The following is a 16,463-nucleotide window of genomic DNA, read 5'->3' as shown; positions in this document are numbered from 1 at the left end:
TATTCATCGAGGGCGCCCCGGCTTTGCCCTGCGCCAGGGCTAAAAAAGCGCCCTCTCAATCCCGAAACCGCACAAATTTCCGCCAATTCGACTCCCAATTGCCACACTTCACCTCTATAATGCGCGCGCCTTGGCCGGATAGCCGCTGTTTTACCCCTCAGCCCAGCCCCCGCCTAACAAAATTCTCCGGTGTGGCCACACTCTAGAAGTGAGCGCCACGCCCAATCACGCATTACGCCCAGAGGCCCCTAGTGATAGACAATCTTCGCAATATCGCGATCATCGCCCACGTTGACCACGGCAAAACCACCCTGGTAGACAAGCTGCTGCAGCAGTCCGGCACCCTCGACCGCCGCAGCGCCGACTCCGAGCGCGTGATGGACTCCAACGACCAGGAAAAAGAGCGCGGTATTACCATCCTCGCCAAGAACACCGCGATCCGCTGGAACGATTACCGCATCAACATCGTGGACACCCCCGGGCACGCCGACTTCGGCGGTGAGGTAGAGCGCGTACTGTCCATGGTGGACTCGGTACTGCTGTTAGTAGACGCGGTGGACGGCCCCATGCCGCAAACCCGTTTCGTGACCTCCAAAGCCTTTGAACAGGGCCTGAACCCGATTGTGGTAATCAACAAGATCGACCGCCCGGGCGCGCGTCCGGACTGGGTGATGGATCAGGTGTTCGACCTGTTCGACAGCCTCGGCGCCACCGAAGAGCAGTTGGACTTCCCGGTCATCTATGCCTCCGCACTGAACGGTATCGCCGGTCTCGATGAGACCGATATGGCCGACGACATGACGCCGCTGTTCCAGATGATCGTCGACAAGGTTGAACCGCCCAAGGTTGACCTGGATGGCCCATTCCAGATGCAGATCTCCGCACTGGACTACAACAGCTACGTAGGCGTGATCGGTGTCGGCCGTATCAAGCGCGGCACCCTGAAGCCAAACCAGCAGGTAGTGATCCTCGACCGCGACGAGAACAAGCGCAAAGCCAAGGTGCTTCAGGTCATGGGTTACCTGGGCCTGGAGCGCGTGGAAGTAGATCAGGCCAGCGCCGGCGACATCGTATGTATTACTGGTGTAGGCGACCTGAACATCTCCGATACCCTTTGTAACCCGGACCACCCGGAGGCTCTGCCGGCACTGTCAGTGGACGAGCCCACCGTGAGCATGACCTTCCAGGTGAACGACTCTCCGTTCGCCGGCAAAGAAGGCAAGTACGTTACCTCGCGTAATATCAAGGACCGCCTGGACCAGGAACTGATTCACAACGTGGCACTGCGTGTAGAGCAGGGCGATTCCCCGGACAAGTTCAAGGTATCCGGCCGTGGTGAACTGCACCTGTCGGTACTGATCGAGTCCATGCGCCGCGAAGGTTTCGAGCTGGGTGTTTCCCGCCCGGAAGTAGTACAGAAGATCGTAGATGGCGAGGTACAGGAGCCCTACGAGCAGGTAGTGATCGACGTTGAAGAGCAGCACCAGGGTCCAATCATGGAAGAGCTGGGTCTGCGCAAGGCCGACCTGACCAACATGGAACCGGACGGCAAGGGCCGTGTGCGCCTGACCTTCATCGTACCGTCCCGCGGCATGATCGGTTTCCGTAACCAGTTCCTGACCATCACCAGCGGCTCCGGCATCATGACCAGCATCTTCGACCACTACGGTCCGGTGAAGCTGGGAGACGTGGCCAAGCGTATCAACGGTGTGCTGGTCTCCATGACCAAGGGCAAGACCCTGGCCTACGGCCTGTTCGCACTGCAGGATCGCGGTCGCCTGTTCCTGGGCCACGGTGAGGAAGTGTATGAAGGCCAGGTGATTGGCATTCACTCCCGCGGTAACGATCTGGTGGTTAACCCCACCAAGGCCAAACAGCTCACCAACGTGCGCGCCTCCGGTACCGACGACGCGCTGACCCTGTCACCGCCCATCCGTCACACCCTGGAGCAGGCGCTGGAGTTCATCGAAGACGACGAACTGGTGGAAGTGACTCCGGAAAGCATCCGGATTCGCAAAAAGATCCTGCAGGAAAACATGCGCAAGCGTGCGAAGAAGTAATTCTTCGGGAAAATAAAAAAGCGCCCCTCGGGGCGCTTTTTTTTAACCTCCAAAACAGCGAAAAAGTTTAGAACTCATAACCGGCTTTCAGGTAGTAGAAGCCACCACCAATACCGTAGGGCGAAGTCTCGTAGTACTGGCCACCCAGTACATTGTTCGCTTCACCGACGATGGAGCCATCGATCTTTCCGCCCTTTTCATCAAGCAGGTTGGATGCACCGGCAGTCAGGAAAATGGATTCGGTTGCCTGGTAGGAAGCCTCCATATCCAGGGTAAATGCAGAACCCAGCTGCTCACCAAACCAGTCGGCGTGTACCCCTACATACTCACCATAAAAGTTTGCACGCACGAAGGCGCTGAACTTGTCCCAGTTTTGCGCCATGGTGAAGGAAGCCCGGTGCTCAGGCAGCCCGCGCTCCAGGCGCACCGCTTTACAGATCTCGCCCTGGTTATTCAAAAAGGCACCGCCACAGGTGGCGTCACCGCCATTTACCTCGGTCTTGGTCCAGTTGTAGGCCAGGCTGAAGTCCGTAGCACCGCCCATCAGCTCCGCACCGTAGGTTGCCACCACATCGACACCGGTGGTTTCGGTATCGAAATCATTGGCGAAATAGTTGATCTGTCCGATCAGTTCCGGGTTGGGCACGCCAGCTAACGCCATTGCCGTGCGCTGGGCATCGGTGGGGGCGGCGTTATCGGTCAACGCAATGCGGTCTTCCACCTCGATGTAAAACGCATCGATGGTCACATCGACAGCACCCGCGGACATCACCAGACCGGTAGCGAAGTTAACGGACTCTTCCGGCATCAATTCGGCTTCACCCAGCTTGGTAGCCGGCAGGGTCTGCGCCTGGGTTAGTTGACCGCCCACGATGGAAGTCTGGGTATTCACCACAGAGGCCTGGCCCATGGTCGGTGCGCGGAAACCGGTGCTGTGGGAACCGCGCCAGGCGATGTTATCCGTCAACCGCCAGTTAAACGCCAGTTTGTAGTTGGCGGTATCGCCGAAGGTGTCGAAGTTCTCGTAGCGTACGGCGCCGCCCAGTAACAGGTCATCGGTAACCTGGTTTTCGACATCCATATACAGCGCGTAGTTGCTGCGCTCTGCGGTGCCCGCGGAATCAATGGAGAAACCGGCAAAACCGTGGGAGCCGATGTTGAAGCCTTGCTCCGCCAGCGGTCCTACCTGCCAGGACATGCCCTCACCGGCAATGATCTGGAATGACTCTTCACGCCATTCGGTACCCATGGCCAGGCTCACAGAATCGAACTGCTTTTGCAGGTCGAAGTTCAGGGTCTTTTCCAACTGGATGTAGGCACCGGTATCGAAATTGCGCTTGCTGTCCGGACCAAACGACGGGTTGATGGTGTTGTTCAGACCAAACTTCGCCTCGTTGCGACCAACGGAAGCACTGACGTCATAGCCCCAACCCTGCATGAAGCCATCGCCAAAGTCACCGCGGCGACCCGCGGTAATCGAGGTGTCGGTAATATCGCCAACAAAGCGCGGGGTATAACCGCCAGGAATCATTTTGTTGAACACAAAGCAGTTGTCATCGGCCGTCAGCCCCGACGCCACCATGTCGGAGCCATCGTCCACTGGTGTGGTGCGGTAGGCATCGCAGCTCGCCGCATTGCCATCCAGTGCGCCCACAAGTCGAACCCCGTCACCGTCGGTATATACGCCTTCACGGCCATTCGGGTTGCGGTAATAAAATCCGCCGTCAACCATGCGGTTGGAATAGTTGGCAAACGCATAGATTTCGCTGCCGTCTTTCAGGTCGATGCCGAAATTACCAAACAGGGTCAGGTCATCTTCGATCTTGGGTGAACCCCAGATTTGCGCCGGCTCCGGCACTGCGGTATTACCGGCGTCGATCATTGCCTGCGCATCCGGGCGCTGTACAGAACGCGAGGTATCGTCAGCGTTCTTCAACTGGAAGCTTAAATTCAGGAAACCGGAATCGGTCATGGGCATGCCATAGTTGCCCGACATGGTCGTGGTCTGGCCGTCCCCTTCAAAAAACTCGCCGCTTTTGATTTCCAGGGAACCGCCCTCGGCGTCGTCCTTCAGCACGAAGTTCATCACCCCGGCAATGGCGTCGGAACCGTACTGGGCCGCCGCACCATCGCGCAGCACTTCAACCTGCTTGAGCGCGATGCTCGGGATCACAGAAATATCGGGACCCTGGGCACCATCGTTCAGGCCACCGCCCTGGAAGGCAATGACAGAAGCGCGATGACGGCGTTTGCCGTTCACCAAAATCAGGGTGGAATCCGATGACAATCCGCGCATGTTGACCGGGCGGATCATCGACGCAGCATCGCTAATCGGTTGGTCATGCACGTTGAAGGAGGGGACTGAGCCTTTCAGCAAGTCGAGCATGTCGCTGCTGCCAGATTTGGCCAAGTCATTCGCGTTGAGCACATCCACCGGTACCGGTGACTCGGTCACGGAACGGGGTTTGGTTCTGGACCCCACGGTAACTACTTCTTCAATCACTTCCTGGGCATCGCCACTGGTCTGCGCAAATGCAGGCATTCCCAGGCTACCGGCCAGCGCCACCAGGGAAAGCGAAGTAACTATTTGTTGGACCTTCATGGTTTCTCTCCAATTAGCATTTATTATTTTTTGGCGCGAAATTTCATTTAATTTTTAAGGATGGATTAAATTTTCGCAGTGATCACAAAGAGTCAAAAAATTCCGTTGCGAACGAAATTATTGGAATGCATTCACGCTGTGAAGTCTACCGAAAAGCTCCATACGGGCTTCGCGATAAAATCAGTAGATCCAGAAAAAGGAGCAGGGGCAAGAAAGCCAGAAAAGACAGGTTTAAATTCCAGTCGCGATAGAAAAAAATCCTGCAAAAAAGTATGTGCAAGCGCCTGAAGAAACATTTCCGTCAACAATAAAAAAACGGGCCTGGATAGCCCGTTTTTTTATGTCTGTGACAACGCTTACATCAGAAACGGAAACGGGTACCGATTTCCGCAATGAAGCTGCTCATTTCCACATCAAACTGTGCGTCGAACAAATCGGCGTTTACGGTAATGTCATCGGTCTCGCGCCAGCGCAGGCCACCAAACAGGGTTACCTGTTCAGAAAGGTCATAGTTCACGCCGCCCATGATCTGGTAGGCAAAGACGTCGTCGCTATCGTCGATGATACCGACATCCGACGGTGAGTAAGTTACATCCACACTGGCACTACCGATACCAGCCCCCACATAGGGCTTGAGTGCGGTACCCAGGTCAAAGTCGTAGTAGAGATTGGCAAACAGGTAACTGGTGTCGAATTCACCGCGCCCGTCCGCGACCAGGTCGGCTACGCTGACGCCGAGATTTCCTGGAGCACCGGTCACCAGCACTCCCGCATCCTCGGCACCCAGATCGATACCGGCCGCACTTACACCGCCGTGGGAGGTCACATCATTTTGAGCGCGCGTACTCGGCCTCCAGGCGCAACTGACCCAGTTGATAGCCCAGGGTCAGGCTGTAAGCGGTACCGCTGTCGACACTGGTATCCCAGCCCACATCAGTGCCCGCGGGCAGTGCGACGCCAGCGGGAATTGAGGTACCCGGACCGGTGACAAACTCGCTGTTAAACGAACCGCTGGTAGCGGTGTCGTCCATATTGCTGTAGCCCAGGTTACCGCCCACATAAAAATCTTCAGCCTGGGCTGCAAAAGAAAATGCGCTGACAGCAATTACACAACACAAATGATTTTTCGTAAACATGCCGTTCTCCATTCACTTTGATAAGTGGTGTGGAGTACGGGCACTGATAAAAACTGGATCAAAGATTTTGGCCGCGGATTTTTGAATCGTGCGGCATTAGTAATTTTTTGAAAAAACTACGCGCCGCTCTGATCCGCTTTTCCTGTTTTACCGTAACAGCGAAATCGAGCCAAGTATTCGACTCTCACACCAATCCCTTGCGCGCGGATTTTTGCGCGCGAAAGAGATCGGTGAAAGTGTCAGATAACTACTGCAGAAAAATTCAAACAGAGGGCGGCGCCGTGGCCGCGAAGGAGGGGTCGTCTACGGCCAACGCCAGCAGGCGTTGCAGATTGTCATGTGCATCAACTGAAAAACGATTGCGGAACTGCCCCCAGGCTACGCCCACCGCAACGCGGTAATCGGCATCGTTCAGGTTGCCGGCTAGCGGTAGCGGAGCGGAATTCAGCTCGAAAAGAATCATCTCGATCCGCTTCTGCTGTCGAAGGGTGTACTTGTTCGCAGCGATATCAATTCCACTGCGCTCCAACAGGAAGAGATTGATTGCCGCATCTAGCAGGGTGTTGGCCAGGCAATATCGATCCAGGTCTTTTGCATCGGGAATAAATGTCTCCCCAGATTTTTCGCGCACATATTTCACAATGGAGGTGGAGTCGGTGAGCTTCACGTCACCATCTTCCAGAAACGGAACACGCAAAGTGGGAGTACCGGGATTTTCATTGGTGTGAATATCCAGTTCCACCATTTCCCACTCGAGGCCTGACTGCATCAGCGCGATGCGACAATGGCGTACAAATGGTGAGGTCAAGCTGCCAAAGAGTTTTATCACGTAACTGATCCCTTGTTTCTCTTGTTTTTTAACCGTCTTCGCTGGCCATCAGCACACGCGGGCTGATGGCCCCGACTAGTATACAGACGCACAGACGCTGGCAAACCGGCAAAGTCATTTGGCGCTCGCCGATCACACCATAAGGTACCCCTAAAACTACACCAGTGCCCCCAGGAGTTTGCCAACAAAGTAGGCCACCGCCGCGGCGAAGATGCCCAGGGCAAAGGTGCGCATTCCGGCACGCATGAGCGAACTGCGGTGCACCCAGCCTTTGACCAGGCCAATCAGAAAAAACACCAGCGCGGCCAGCACGGTGCTCAGAAGAAACTGCCGCGGCATGGATAATTTACTGAAGAGGAACGGCAACAGCGGCACCATACCCACGGCAACAAAAGAGACAAAGGTCCACCAGGCAGAGGCCACGGGATTCGGTGGGATATCGGACAGGCCGTACTCTTCTCGCAACATGGTCTCTATCCACAGCGAGCGGTTGGCAGTGACTGTGCCAACGATATTTTCCAGGCTCTCGCCACTGAACCCCTTGCGGGCGAAGATCTGCCGAATCTCCTCCGTCTCCCCCTCCGGCACCAGCTGAATATGTTGCTCTTCGGTGCGCCGCGCGAGTTCTACCTCGGACTTCTGCGCATTGACCGCTTCATAGTTACTGACCGCCATGCTAACGCCGTCAGCCAGCAGGTTGGCCACCCCCATGACCAGTACCACGACAGGTGAAAAGCCGGCACCAAAGGCACCGGATACAATAGCGAAGGTCGTGATACAGCCATCGATGGCGCCGAGCACCGCATCCGACAGATGACTGGGCGTCGGTGACTTGTCCAACCGGCGGGCAATATTGTCCGGGTGGTGTTCGCGCTGTAATTGGTGTCGACGGGTATTGCCCATTGTGTCAGCTCCTGTGTCCAGCCCTGTATCCTGCTTGGTGGTGCTCGTGGAGCGCACACTCCCGTGCATCCACCTCGATAGTGAGAATGTCGTCACAAATCTGTAGCAGTTGTCCCATGCTGCACTCTGCGCCAATCCCGTTCGCCTTTACTATAGCCCGCGGGTGTCCCGAAGCCGGGGCGAGGATCAATCGGCCGATGGAGCTGGCCGGCAAGTACCACCGAGCTTATGGAAATCGCAGCACAGCAGAACAGAAACGCGGCAAATCGCGACACTCCTAATTCGGACGGCTCCAGCAGCGCAGACCCAATAGCCCAGGTGCGCGGCCTCGACCTGCGCCGTCGCATCCAGGCCTCCGGCTATATGCTGATCTTTGCCTTTGCCATTACCGGTGCCATGGGTGTGATCGCGCTGATGGGCGCAGACCTGCTTCTTGCCACCACCCTGTTCGGGGTAGCGGGGGTCATCCTGCTGGCCTATATCGGTGTGAATGTGGCCGGACCCAGCCGCAAAACGCCGGTGCTCGTCGGTGTGTTATTGCTGGTACTGTATTTCTACTTGCTGCTGTCTGGTGGAGTAAACAACACCGGCTTGATGTGGGCGGTGATGCTGGTACCCGGGTTCATCAACCTGTACGGCTACAAATGGGGCACGGTGACCCTTGCCGGGGTGGGCGCTGCCACCGCGCTGATTCTGTTCTATCCGGATTTCCCCGGCCTGCTGGCGCAGTACGACACGGCACACCGCGCACGTTTTATCGCCGTGTTCGGCGCGCTCACCGCCCTCACCGCAATCCTCGACAGCAGCCGCCACCAGACGCAGCAGATGCTGCATCGACTGACCGCGGAACTGGAGAACCACGCCTGTACCGACGCCCTCACGGGGCTTTCCAACCGCCGCGAGGCCTACAAGGCGATCAATGAACTGGAACGGCGCAACCGCGAACTGGCCGGGCGCTATACGGTGCTGATTGGCGACCTCGACAGCTTCAAGGCCATCAACGATACCTTCGGACACAGCTTTGGCGACCGCGTACTGCGGGATGTGGCCAATGTCCTGCGCGAAAATACCCGCGGCGACGATATCGTCGCGCGCTGGGGCGGGGAGGAGTTTCTGATCCTGCTGCCCAACACCGATGTGGAAGGCGGCGGTGTGCTGGCGGAAAAACTGCGCAGCAAGGTTGAGGCACTGAGCGAAAGCTACGCCGAAGACGTACGTATATCCATCAGCTTTGGCGTGGCGGAGGGCGGTACCGGTACCGAGCAGCCCGGCCACGGCCAGTTGCTGGCGGAGGCGGACTCCCGCATGTACCGCGCCAAAACCGGCGGTCGCAATCAGGTGGTCAGCGCCGGCTAGGCAGTGACCCAAGGCCCTCCCGGGTTCGCTCACCACACTCCCTTCGACTACCGCTCCGGCGCCGCTCTCCCTACTATATAGACGCGAAAAACCCGGTGGTTGCGGCGCTTGCCGCAGCTACCGGCAACGTTTCGGGAGGTGAGAGTCATGAAACTGATACCCCGTGACACCATGCTCAATTTCGACGATTTCGTAGAGCAGTTTTTCAACCCAGGACAACCGAGAAGTGAATCCCGCAGCGGCTTTTTCTCCCCGCGTGTGGATGTTCACGAGCGCAAGGACAGCTACGAAATCAGTGCCGAAATGCCCGGTATTCGCAAGGAAGACCTGGATGTGACCCTGGAAAACGGCGTGCTGACGCTGGAGGCCGAGGTACACGAGCAAAGCCAGGAAGAGGGCGATGAGGAGCATCGCGTACTGCGCCAGGAGCGCCGCTACGGGAAATTCACCCGCAGCTTTAACCTCGGCGAGGACATCAAAGAGGAAGATATTGATGCCACCTTCAAGGACGGTGTGCTCACGCTGACGATTCCCAAAGCGGAACCGAAAAAGCCGGTGAGTCACCGCATCCAGATCCACTAAGCGAAATTTGTGCAACCCGAATGCCGGCGACCAGCCGGCATTTTTGTGTCAGGTGATGTGCTGCTGCAGCTTCTCTTTCACGTCCCGCGGAATCGGCGCCTTGGTCTGCTGCTCATAGTCGAAGTGCACCATCACGCAGTCGCCCTGCGCCACCAGCTGGCCCTTCTGCCACACCTCCTGGTGAATGGTCATCGAGGTGTTACCCACCGCGCTCAGACTGGTGCGGATCTCCACCGGTGAGTACAGATAGATTTGCGCGACGAAATCCACCTCCATTTTCTTAAGGATGAGATTCCATTTATTCAGCGCCAGGTCCGGGTTGAACAGCTGGAATATGGGAGTGCGCCCCTGCTCGAACCACACGGGTACCACGGTGTTGTTGATATGCCCGAGGGCATCGGTCTCGCTGAAGCGGGGCTCTACCTGATAAGTGAACATCGCACTTTCTCTCATTGGCTCATGTTAATAAACGCGAGCGCAGATTTAATCAGCCGTCAGCGCCATCATCCAGTAATCATCTGCCATAAATCGCACAGAACCCGGACAAATGTTTGCATTTGCAATCCAATGCGGCATATCTGGTCAAGTGCGCGTAAAATCTGCGGCCAAATCCGCTACCCTGAGTTTCACAGTCCGCCCTCGAACAGCGGCCATTTGCCGACCAGAAAAGATTTATGAGTCAAAAAGATAAGCGCCCCCTTTACATTCCCCACGCCGGCCCATCCCTGCTGGAAATCCCGCTGCTGAACAAAGGCAGCGCCTTTACCCTGCAGGAACGCATCGAGTTCAACCTTATCGGGCTGTTGCCGAATAATGTGGAATCCATCAGCGAGCAGATCAGACGCGCCTATCACCAGTACGAGCAGTGCCGCACAGACCTCGAGCGCCATATCTACCTGCGCGCCATTCAGGACGACAACGAGACCCTGTTCTTCCGCCTGATCGAGCAGCACATCGAAGAGATGCTGCCAATCATCTACACCCCTACCGTGGGTGCGGCCTGTGAGGAGTTCTCCAATATTTACCGCAACCACCGCGGACTGTTTGTGTCCTACCCGGACCGCAAACATATGGACGACATTCTACGCAGCGCGACGAAAGAGAACGTAAAGGTAATTGTGGTCACCGATGGTGAACGCATCCTCGGCCTCGGCGACCAGGGGATCGGCGGCATGGGCATCCCCATCGGCAAGCTGTCCCTGTACACCGCCTGCGGCGGTATCAGCCCCGCCTATACATTGCCGGTCACCCTGGATGTGGGCACCAACAACCGCACCCTGCTGAACGACCCGATGTACATGGGCTGGCGCAACGAGCGTATTTCCCAGGAGGAGTACGACGCGTTTATCGAGGAGTTCATTGCGGCGGTAAAACGCCGCTGGCCGAAGGTGCTGATCCAGTTCGAGGATTTCGCCCAGACCAACGCCATGCCGCTGCTGAACCGCTACCGCGACAAGGTATGCTGCTTCAACGACGACATTCAGGGCACCGCCTCTGTCGCCCTCGGAACCATGTTGGCCGCATGCAAGGCAAAAGACGAAAAGCTGTCCAAGCAGCGTGTACTGGTAGTTGGTGCCGGTTCCGCCGGCTGCGGCATCGCCGAACAGGTGGTGGCGGCAATGATCAACGACGGCCTGAGTGAGGCCGAGGCCCGGGCGCGGATCTTTATGTTCGACCGTTACGGGCTGGTGACCAGTGACATGAAGGGCCTGCATGACTTCCAGGCAAAGCTGGCGCAGGATCCGGAAACATATCCACAGGCACCGGAGTGGGATCTGGAAAACCTGATCACCAAGGTCAAGCCCACCATGCTGATTGGTGTCTCCGGCCAGGGCGGCCTGTTCACCCAGCCGGTGATCGAAGCGCTGCATAAAGGCTGCAAGCGCCCTCTGGTAATGCCCCTGTCCAACCCAACCTCCCGTGCCGAAGCCACCCCGGAGGAAGTACTGACCTGGACCGGTGGCGAAGCCATGGTTGCTACCGGCAGTCCGTTCGAGCCGGTGGAGCTGGCTGGTAAGAAATACCCCATTGCCCAGTGCAACAACGTGTACATCTTCCCCGGTATCGGCCTCGGTGTTATCGCTGCCGGCGCCAACCGCGTTACCGAAAATATGCTGATGGCTGCGTCCAATGCGCTGGCGGAGAATGCACCAGTGGTGAAGAAGGGCTCCGGCGCCCTGCTGCCGTCGCTGTCGGATATCCGCGAGGTCGGCAAGGCGATTGCCAGAGCTGTTGGCAAACAGGCTCAGGAGGATGGCGTCGCCCCGGGAATTACCGAGGAGAAGCTGGAAAAAAACATCGAGAAAAATTTCTGGTCGCCCAACTACCGTCGCTATCGGCGCCGGGCTTTCTGAGGCCTTTTTCTTACTAAGGTCCGCGGCCCAGAAAAGAAAAAGCCACCTTGGGGAAGGCGGCAAAAAGGAGCCAACTCTAGAACCGCCCAGAGGGGATAAAGCGGCTTCGAGAGAGATGGGAATGGGAGAGGGCGTCCCTGCCCTTTTCCACCCCGGATTGCGACCACCCACTGCAATCTGTTTTGAAGCGCTGCTTTTCTCCAGACGCTTCTGTCGGTTTTCCATTGCCGACACCTAGGGCTCTTCGCCCAAATTTCAGAAACGCCGGTACACACCCTGTTCCATTCTGACCATGATTCGATTCGACTTGTGAATCGTTGTGGAAATGTTTACGGACATCGGGCGTAACTGGATTCAATATTTTTTCTAATTGTTGCCTGCGGTGCCAATAGTCACTCATGGCTCACCGCGGCGGGATTTCAGACATCCAATTTCTGCGGCTAGCGTATACAAAACCTGGCTTTTTGCAGGCAAAAAAATAGCGGGCGCCAGGCCCGCTATTTCTTCACGCAAGTCGGATTAGCTTTTTACGCTATCGATCCAATTGTTTACACGTCTCTCCAGCAGCGGCAGTGGCAGCGCACCGCCACCCAGTACTGTGTCGTGGAAGGCGCGGATATCGAACTGGTCACCCAGCTCTTTTTCCGCCTTGCTGCGCAACTCTTCGATTTTCAGCATACCGATTTTGTACGAGGTGGCCTGGCCCGGGTAGGTCAGGTAGCGGCGCACCTCGGAGCGCACAGCGCCCTCGGGAATTGCAGAGTTTTCCAGGAAGTATTCCACCGCCTGATCCTGGCTCCAGCCTTTGGAGTGCATACCGGTATCCACCACCAGGCGGATAGCACGCCACATTTCCGCCGTCAGGCGGCCAAAGTCGCGGTAGGGATCTTTAAACTGGCCCATCTCCTTGGAGAGTTTTTCCGAGTAAAGCGCCCAGCCCTCGATGTACGGGGTAAAGTGGGCCTGGGTACGGAATTGCGGGATATTTTCCAGCTCCTGGGCGATGGAGATTTGCATGTGGTGACCGGGGTTGCCCTCGTGATAGGTCACAGTCTCCATATCCGCCATGGACAGAGCGCTCATGTCAGACATATGCACATAGTAGGTACCCGGGCGCGATCCGTCCGGGGTGCCAGATGAGTAGTGCTGAGCGCCACCGGGTACTTCGCGGAAAGGCTCAACGCGCTTCACGACCAGCTTCGCTTTGGGCAGGATACCGAAGTATTCCGGCAGCTTCGCTTCGATATCGGCGAGGTAGCCCTCAACTTCTTCGAGGTACTCTTTACGTCCCTCATCGGTGTTCGGGTAGTAGAACTTGTCGTCGGTACGGATGTAGGTAAAGAATTCCTGCAGGTTGCCGTCAAACTCAACCTGGTCCTTGATGGCTTCCATTTCCTTACGAATGCGCGCCACTTCGTCGAGGCCAAGCTGGTGCACTTCGTCAGCGGTCATCGGCAGGGTGGTGTAGTGGGCAAGGCGGTTGGCGTAGTACTTTTCGCCATCCGGCAGATTGGAAACTCCTCTGGGTTCCTTGTCCGCGTTTGCACGGTCTTCCTTCAGCCAGGCGATGTAAGCATCGTAGGAAGGCTTCATTTCGCCGGTGAGCGCTTTCGCCGCCTGCGCCTGCAGGTCCTTCGCGGTCGCCTCGTCGATGGTGCCGGCGTCTTTCAGTGCGGCGATCTTCTTCTTGGCATCCGCCATCAGCGGAGCGTCGTCGCCCTCACCGAAGGGCTGGCCGGTAGTGACCTTCTGTGCGCGCTCAATCGCCAGATCGTAGGCGAACTGCGGCGGGCGGATTCCCTTGTCGGCGGAACCCTGGGCGCGCTCGAGCAGCTGGCCCAGTGCGGTGCTGATACCACCGATACGGGTGATGTAGTCACGCATATCCTGTTCGGTATCCACCTTGTGCTGGTTGATCAGGAAGGTGGGGAACTGAGCTTCCGGGCCACCCAGCTCGCTGGCAAAGTAGCTGTGATCCCAGAACGGCTGGTTAGCCTTGGACTGCTCGTACTGCTGGATCCACAGGTCGTAGGACTCTTTGCCCTCGGCGGTCAGCTTGTCGTAATCGAACTGTTCTTTCATCTCTTCGACGGTGGCTTTCTTCCAGGCCAGCTCGCGCTCGTCGGCGGCCTTGGTCATATCGTCGATCTTGCTGTACTGCTCCTTGCGGCCCAGGTAGCTGAGCTGGATGGGGCTGAACTGCAGCTGTTCTTCGAACTTGGCATCGAACCACTCGGTCAGGCGCGCGGTTTCGTCCTGCTGCTGGTCTTCCTGCACCTGGGGCTGCTGGGCCGCCTGCGCTTCTGCCTGAGCGGCCGTCGCCGCCTGCTCGGTATTCTTGTTGGGTTCTTCTCCCTGCTGACAACCCGCAATCGCGGAGGCTATCACCAGGCTCAGGAGCGCCTTGCGCATAATTATTAACCTCTATCTCTAAATGGCTCGTGAAATTCAGAATGGGTAACGTAACCGGGGAACATCGCACACTCAGGGCAAGTGGTCGATACCGCTGCGACGAATTTACCGCCGCGCGGGATCAGTGGTGAGCGACGCTCACTGCTGCTCGAACACTTCCGTGTTCGCCAGCTTTTTTTCGGCACCATTGACGATATGCAGCTCCCGCTGCGGAAATGGAATGGTGAGGCCTTGCGCCTCCAGTGCGGGCTTGAGCTTTTTCATCAGTTCCCAGTACACATCCCAGTACTCCTCGGTTTTCACCCAGGCACGCAGGTGCAGGTTTACCGAGCTGTCAGCGAGGGCACGCACGGCGTAGGCGGGCTCTGGTTCCTGAAGAATACGCGTCTCTTGCGCCACCAGGTCGCGCAGCACGCGCATACCGGTTTCGATATCGTCGCCGTAGGCGATGCTGGCGATAATCTCGATCCGCCGGCTGGCGTTGCGGGTGAAGTTGGTCAGCGTCTCGCCCCACACCTTGTCGTTGGGAGCGGAGATGCGCAAGCCGTCCGGTGTATCCATCTCGGTGGTGAACAGGCCAATCTTGCGCACAGTGCCGATGATACTGCCGAACTGGATGGTCTCTCCCACCCGAAAGGGGCGCAGCCCAAGCAGTACAAACCCGGCGGCAATACTCTGCAGGGTGTCCTTGAGGGCAAGGCCGATGGCCAGACCCGCAGCACCCAGCAACGCAACCAGGGAAGTGGTATTGGCGCCGAAAATGTCCAGCACCACCAAACCACCCACCACGTAGGTGCCCCACACGGCGAGGGTTTCCAGTACCGGCACTAGGGTCTCATCGATACCGCGCTCGGTCAGCCGGTTGACCGCACGGGATACCAGCTTGCCCGCGATCCAGGTCACCACCAGCGCAAGCAGCGCCCACAGGATATTCAGGCCAACACCCATGACCACCGGCCACAGCTCTTCCAGTTGTGCTTTCAATCCATCCACAGATCGATCCCCCGATTCAGAAATTTAGTGCGAAGCATATGACAGGCAGGGCACGCAGCGCTACGGCGCCCCGGAGAAGAAGTAGTGCTGCACCAGCTGCAGTACCAGCAGCGCCATCACCAGAATAAAAATAATATTTTGACGATTCATAAGCGGTATCTGTGAAGCTCAGGTCAACCCGGCTGGGCTTGAGGCAGCTTCAGCAGTCCCTCAGCCACCAACCAGTCCCTAGATTCCCGCAGCATATCCGCAAGCGGGACCGAATTGCGATAACCCAGCTCACGCTCTGCCCGCGAGCAGTCCGCCAGGGCACGGCTGGTCAGCATACTCGCCTTTTGCGGCGTTATCGCCGGTTCGCGCCCGCTAAAGCGAGAAAGCAAATCGGAAAGTGCGGCGATGGCGTGTAAGGCAAAAGCCGGTGTGGTACGCCGGGGTGCGGGCACGCCCACAAGATCTGCGATCAAGCCGAAAAATTCCAGGAAGCTCGCATCGGTGCCGGCGAGTATGTAGTTCTCACCGCAGCGGCCGCGGTGAAACGCATTGATATGCGCGCGCGCCACGGCGCCCGCATGGCAGAAGGAACCCGCCCCGGGTGGAACCCCCGGCAGCTTGTTTTCCGCGAGCATGAAGAAAGTCTGCGCCCAACTGGAAACATCGTATTTACCGACGATGCCGCAGGGGTTTAGAAACACCGCATCCAGCCCGCGGGCAATTTGTTCCCGCACCGCGAGCTCTGCGTGCATTTTGGAATAGTGGTAGTGATAGCGGGGATCCGTTGCGAGTTGCGGGCTGGCTTCGCTGATCACTCCCTTCTGGTACCCATAAGCGGAAATGGAGCTGGTAACAACCATACGACCCGGCTTGTCCTGACGCGCGAAATGCTCCCGCGCAGTCAGTGCGAGGTTCGCCGAGCCGACCACATTGTCCTGCCACTGCTGGGCATCGCCGCCGCGCCACATGCTGGTATTGCCGGCCAAATGGAATACCGCATCCGCTTCCGCCGGCAGAGCCGCGCGCAGCGAATCGCAGTCTCCGAGGGATGCCTCTACCGGTATTGCACCCAGCCTGAGAAGTCGGCTTATATCAGCTCCGGGACGATGCATGGCGGTAACTCGCCAGCCCTCGGCCACCAGTTGCTCGATCAGGTTGGCACCGAGAAAGCCCGTGCCGCCGGTTACAAATGCGTGCATGATCACCCTCAATCGCCCCTCGCTTCCGGGGCGCGGTCAGCGCCCC

The 16,463-nt window shown here is 57.6% G+C and carries 13 protein-coding genes; 4 read left to right on the top strand and 9 right to left on the bottom strand.

Annotated elements, in window-relative coordinates:
* Positions 1 to 251: 251 nt before the first annotated feature.
* Positions 252 to 2,060 carry a translational GTPase TypA gene (gene typA / locus LC059_RS08930; RefSeq protein ID WP_226703503.1) on the top strand — a complete coding sequence of 603 codons (1,809 nt, stop codon included), beginning with the start codon at positions 252 to 254 and terminating at the stop codon, positions 2,058 to 2,060.
* Between the two features lie 67 nt (positions 2,061 to 2,127).
* Here the strand turns inward: typA and LC059_RS08925 are convergent, their stop codons facing one another.
* The 5 genes from LC059_RS08925 to LC059_RS08905 all read right to left on the bottom strand — a co-directional run bounded on the left by LC059_RS08925 (position 2,128) and on the right by LC059_RS08905 (position 7,530).
* Positions 2,128 to 4,662 (bottom strand): TonB-dependent receptor plug domain-containing protein, encoded by a 2,535-nt coding sequence (locus LC059_RS08925; protein ID WP_226703502.1) that lies wholly within the window; start codon positions 4,660 to 4,662, stop codon positions 2,128 to 2,130.
* Positions 4,663 to 5,023: 361 nt separating this feature from the next.
* Entirely contained in the window at positions 5,024 to 5,488 is a 465-nt protein-coding gene (locus LC059_RS18055) for an outer membrane protein (RefSeq protein ID WP_226703501.1), read from the bottom strand.
* A 1-nt stretch (position 5,489) separates the two neighbouring features.
* On the bottom strand, positions 5,490 to 5,798 hold the full coding sequence (locus LC059_RS08915) for a hypothetical protein (RefSeq protein ID WP_226703500.1): 309 nt from the start codon (positions 5,796 to 5,798) through the stop codon (positions 5,490 to 5,492).
* A 262-nt stretch (positions 5,799 to 6,060) separates the two neighbouring features.
* The gene (locus LC059_RS08910) at positions 6,061 to 6,627 is read right to left on the bottom strand and encodes a glutathione S-transferase family protein (RefSeq protein WP_226703499.1); all 567 of its coding nucleotides are present in this window, start codon (positions 6,625 to 6,627) and stop codon (positions 6,061 to 6,063) included.
* A gap of 156 nt (positions 6,628 to 6,783) precedes the next feature.
* Positions 6,784 to 7,530: a VIT1/CCC1 transporter family protein gene (locus LC059_RS08905; RefSeq protein ID WP_226703498.1), complete on the bottom strand. Its 747-nt coding sequence runs from the start codon at positions 7,528 to 7,530 to the stop codon at positions 6,784 to 6,786.
* A 228-nt stretch (positions 7,531 to 7,758) separates the two neighbouring features.
* Between LC059_RS08905 and LC059_RS08900 the strand changes: the two genes are divergently transcribed.
* Together LC059_RS08900 and LC059_RS08895 are read left to right on the top strand one after the other, a co-directional pair.
* Positions 7,759 to 8,886, top strand: coding sequence for a GGDEF domain-containing protein (locus tag LC059_RS08900; protein ID WP_226703497.1), 1,128 nt, complete (start codon positions 7,759 to 7,761; stop codon positions 8,884 to 8,886).
* A gap of 147 nt (positions 8,887 to 9,033) precedes the next feature.
* On the top strand, positions 9,034 to 9,468 hold the full coding sequence (locus LC059_RS08895) for an Hsp20/alpha crystallin family protein (protein ID WP_226703496.1): 435 nt from the start codon (positions 9,034 to 9,036) through the stop codon (positions 9,466 to 9,468).
* A gap of 48 nt (positions 9,469 to 9,516) precedes the next feature.
* On the opposite strand, the gene LC059_RS08890 is transcribed toward LC059_RS08895, so the two are convergent.
* Positions 9,517 to 9,906 (bottom strand): acyl-CoA thioesterase, encoded by a 390-nt coding sequence (locus LC059_RS08890; protein ID WP_226703495.1) that lies wholly within the window; start codon positions 9,904 to 9,906, stop codon positions 9,517 to 9,519.
* 236 nt (positions 9,907 to 10,142) lie between these two features.
* Between LC059_RS08890 and LC059_RS08885 the strand changes: the two genes are divergently transcribed.
* Positions 10,143 to 11,822: an NAD-dependent malic enzyme gene (locus LC059_RS08885; RefSeq protein WP_226703494.1), complete on the top strand. Its 1,680-nt coding sequence runs from the start codon at positions 10,143 to 10,145 to the stop codon at positions 11,820 to 11,822.
* 519 nt (positions 11,823 to 12,341) lie between these two features.
* On the opposite strand, the gene LC059_RS08880 is transcribed toward LC059_RS08885, so the two are convergent.
* From LC059_RS08880 to LC059_RS08870, 3 genes are all read right to left on the bottom strand, one after another.
* Complete coding sequence (locus tag LC059_RS08880; protein ID WP_226703493.1) at positions 12,342 to 14,234, bottom strand: DUF885 domain-containing protein; 1,893 nt, start codon at positions 14,232 to 14,234, stop codon at positions 12,342 to 12,344.
* A 138-nt stretch (positions 14,235 to 14,372) separates the two neighbouring features.
* Entirely contained in the window at positions 14,373 to 15,227 is an 855-nt protein-coding gene (locus tag LC059_RS08875; RefSeq protein WP_226703492.1) for a mechanosensitive ion channel family protein, read from the bottom strand.
* 173 nt (positions 15,228 to 15,400) lie between these two features.
* Entirely contained in the window at positions 15,401 to 16,417 is a 1,017-nt protein-coding gene (locus tag LC059_RS08870) for an NAD-dependent epimerase/dehydratase family protein (protein WP_226703491.1), read from the bottom strand.
* Positions 16,418 to 16,463 lie beyond the last annotated feature (46 nt).

It is taken from the genome of Microbulbifer elongatus (assembly GCF_020524885.1).
GTDB classification, from domain to species: domain Bacteria; phylum Pseudomonadota; class Gammaproteobacteria; order Pseudomonadales; family Cellvibrionaceae; genus Microbulbifer; species Microbulbifer elongatus_A.
This window is presented reverse-complemented; position numbering and strand designations above follow the sequence as displayed.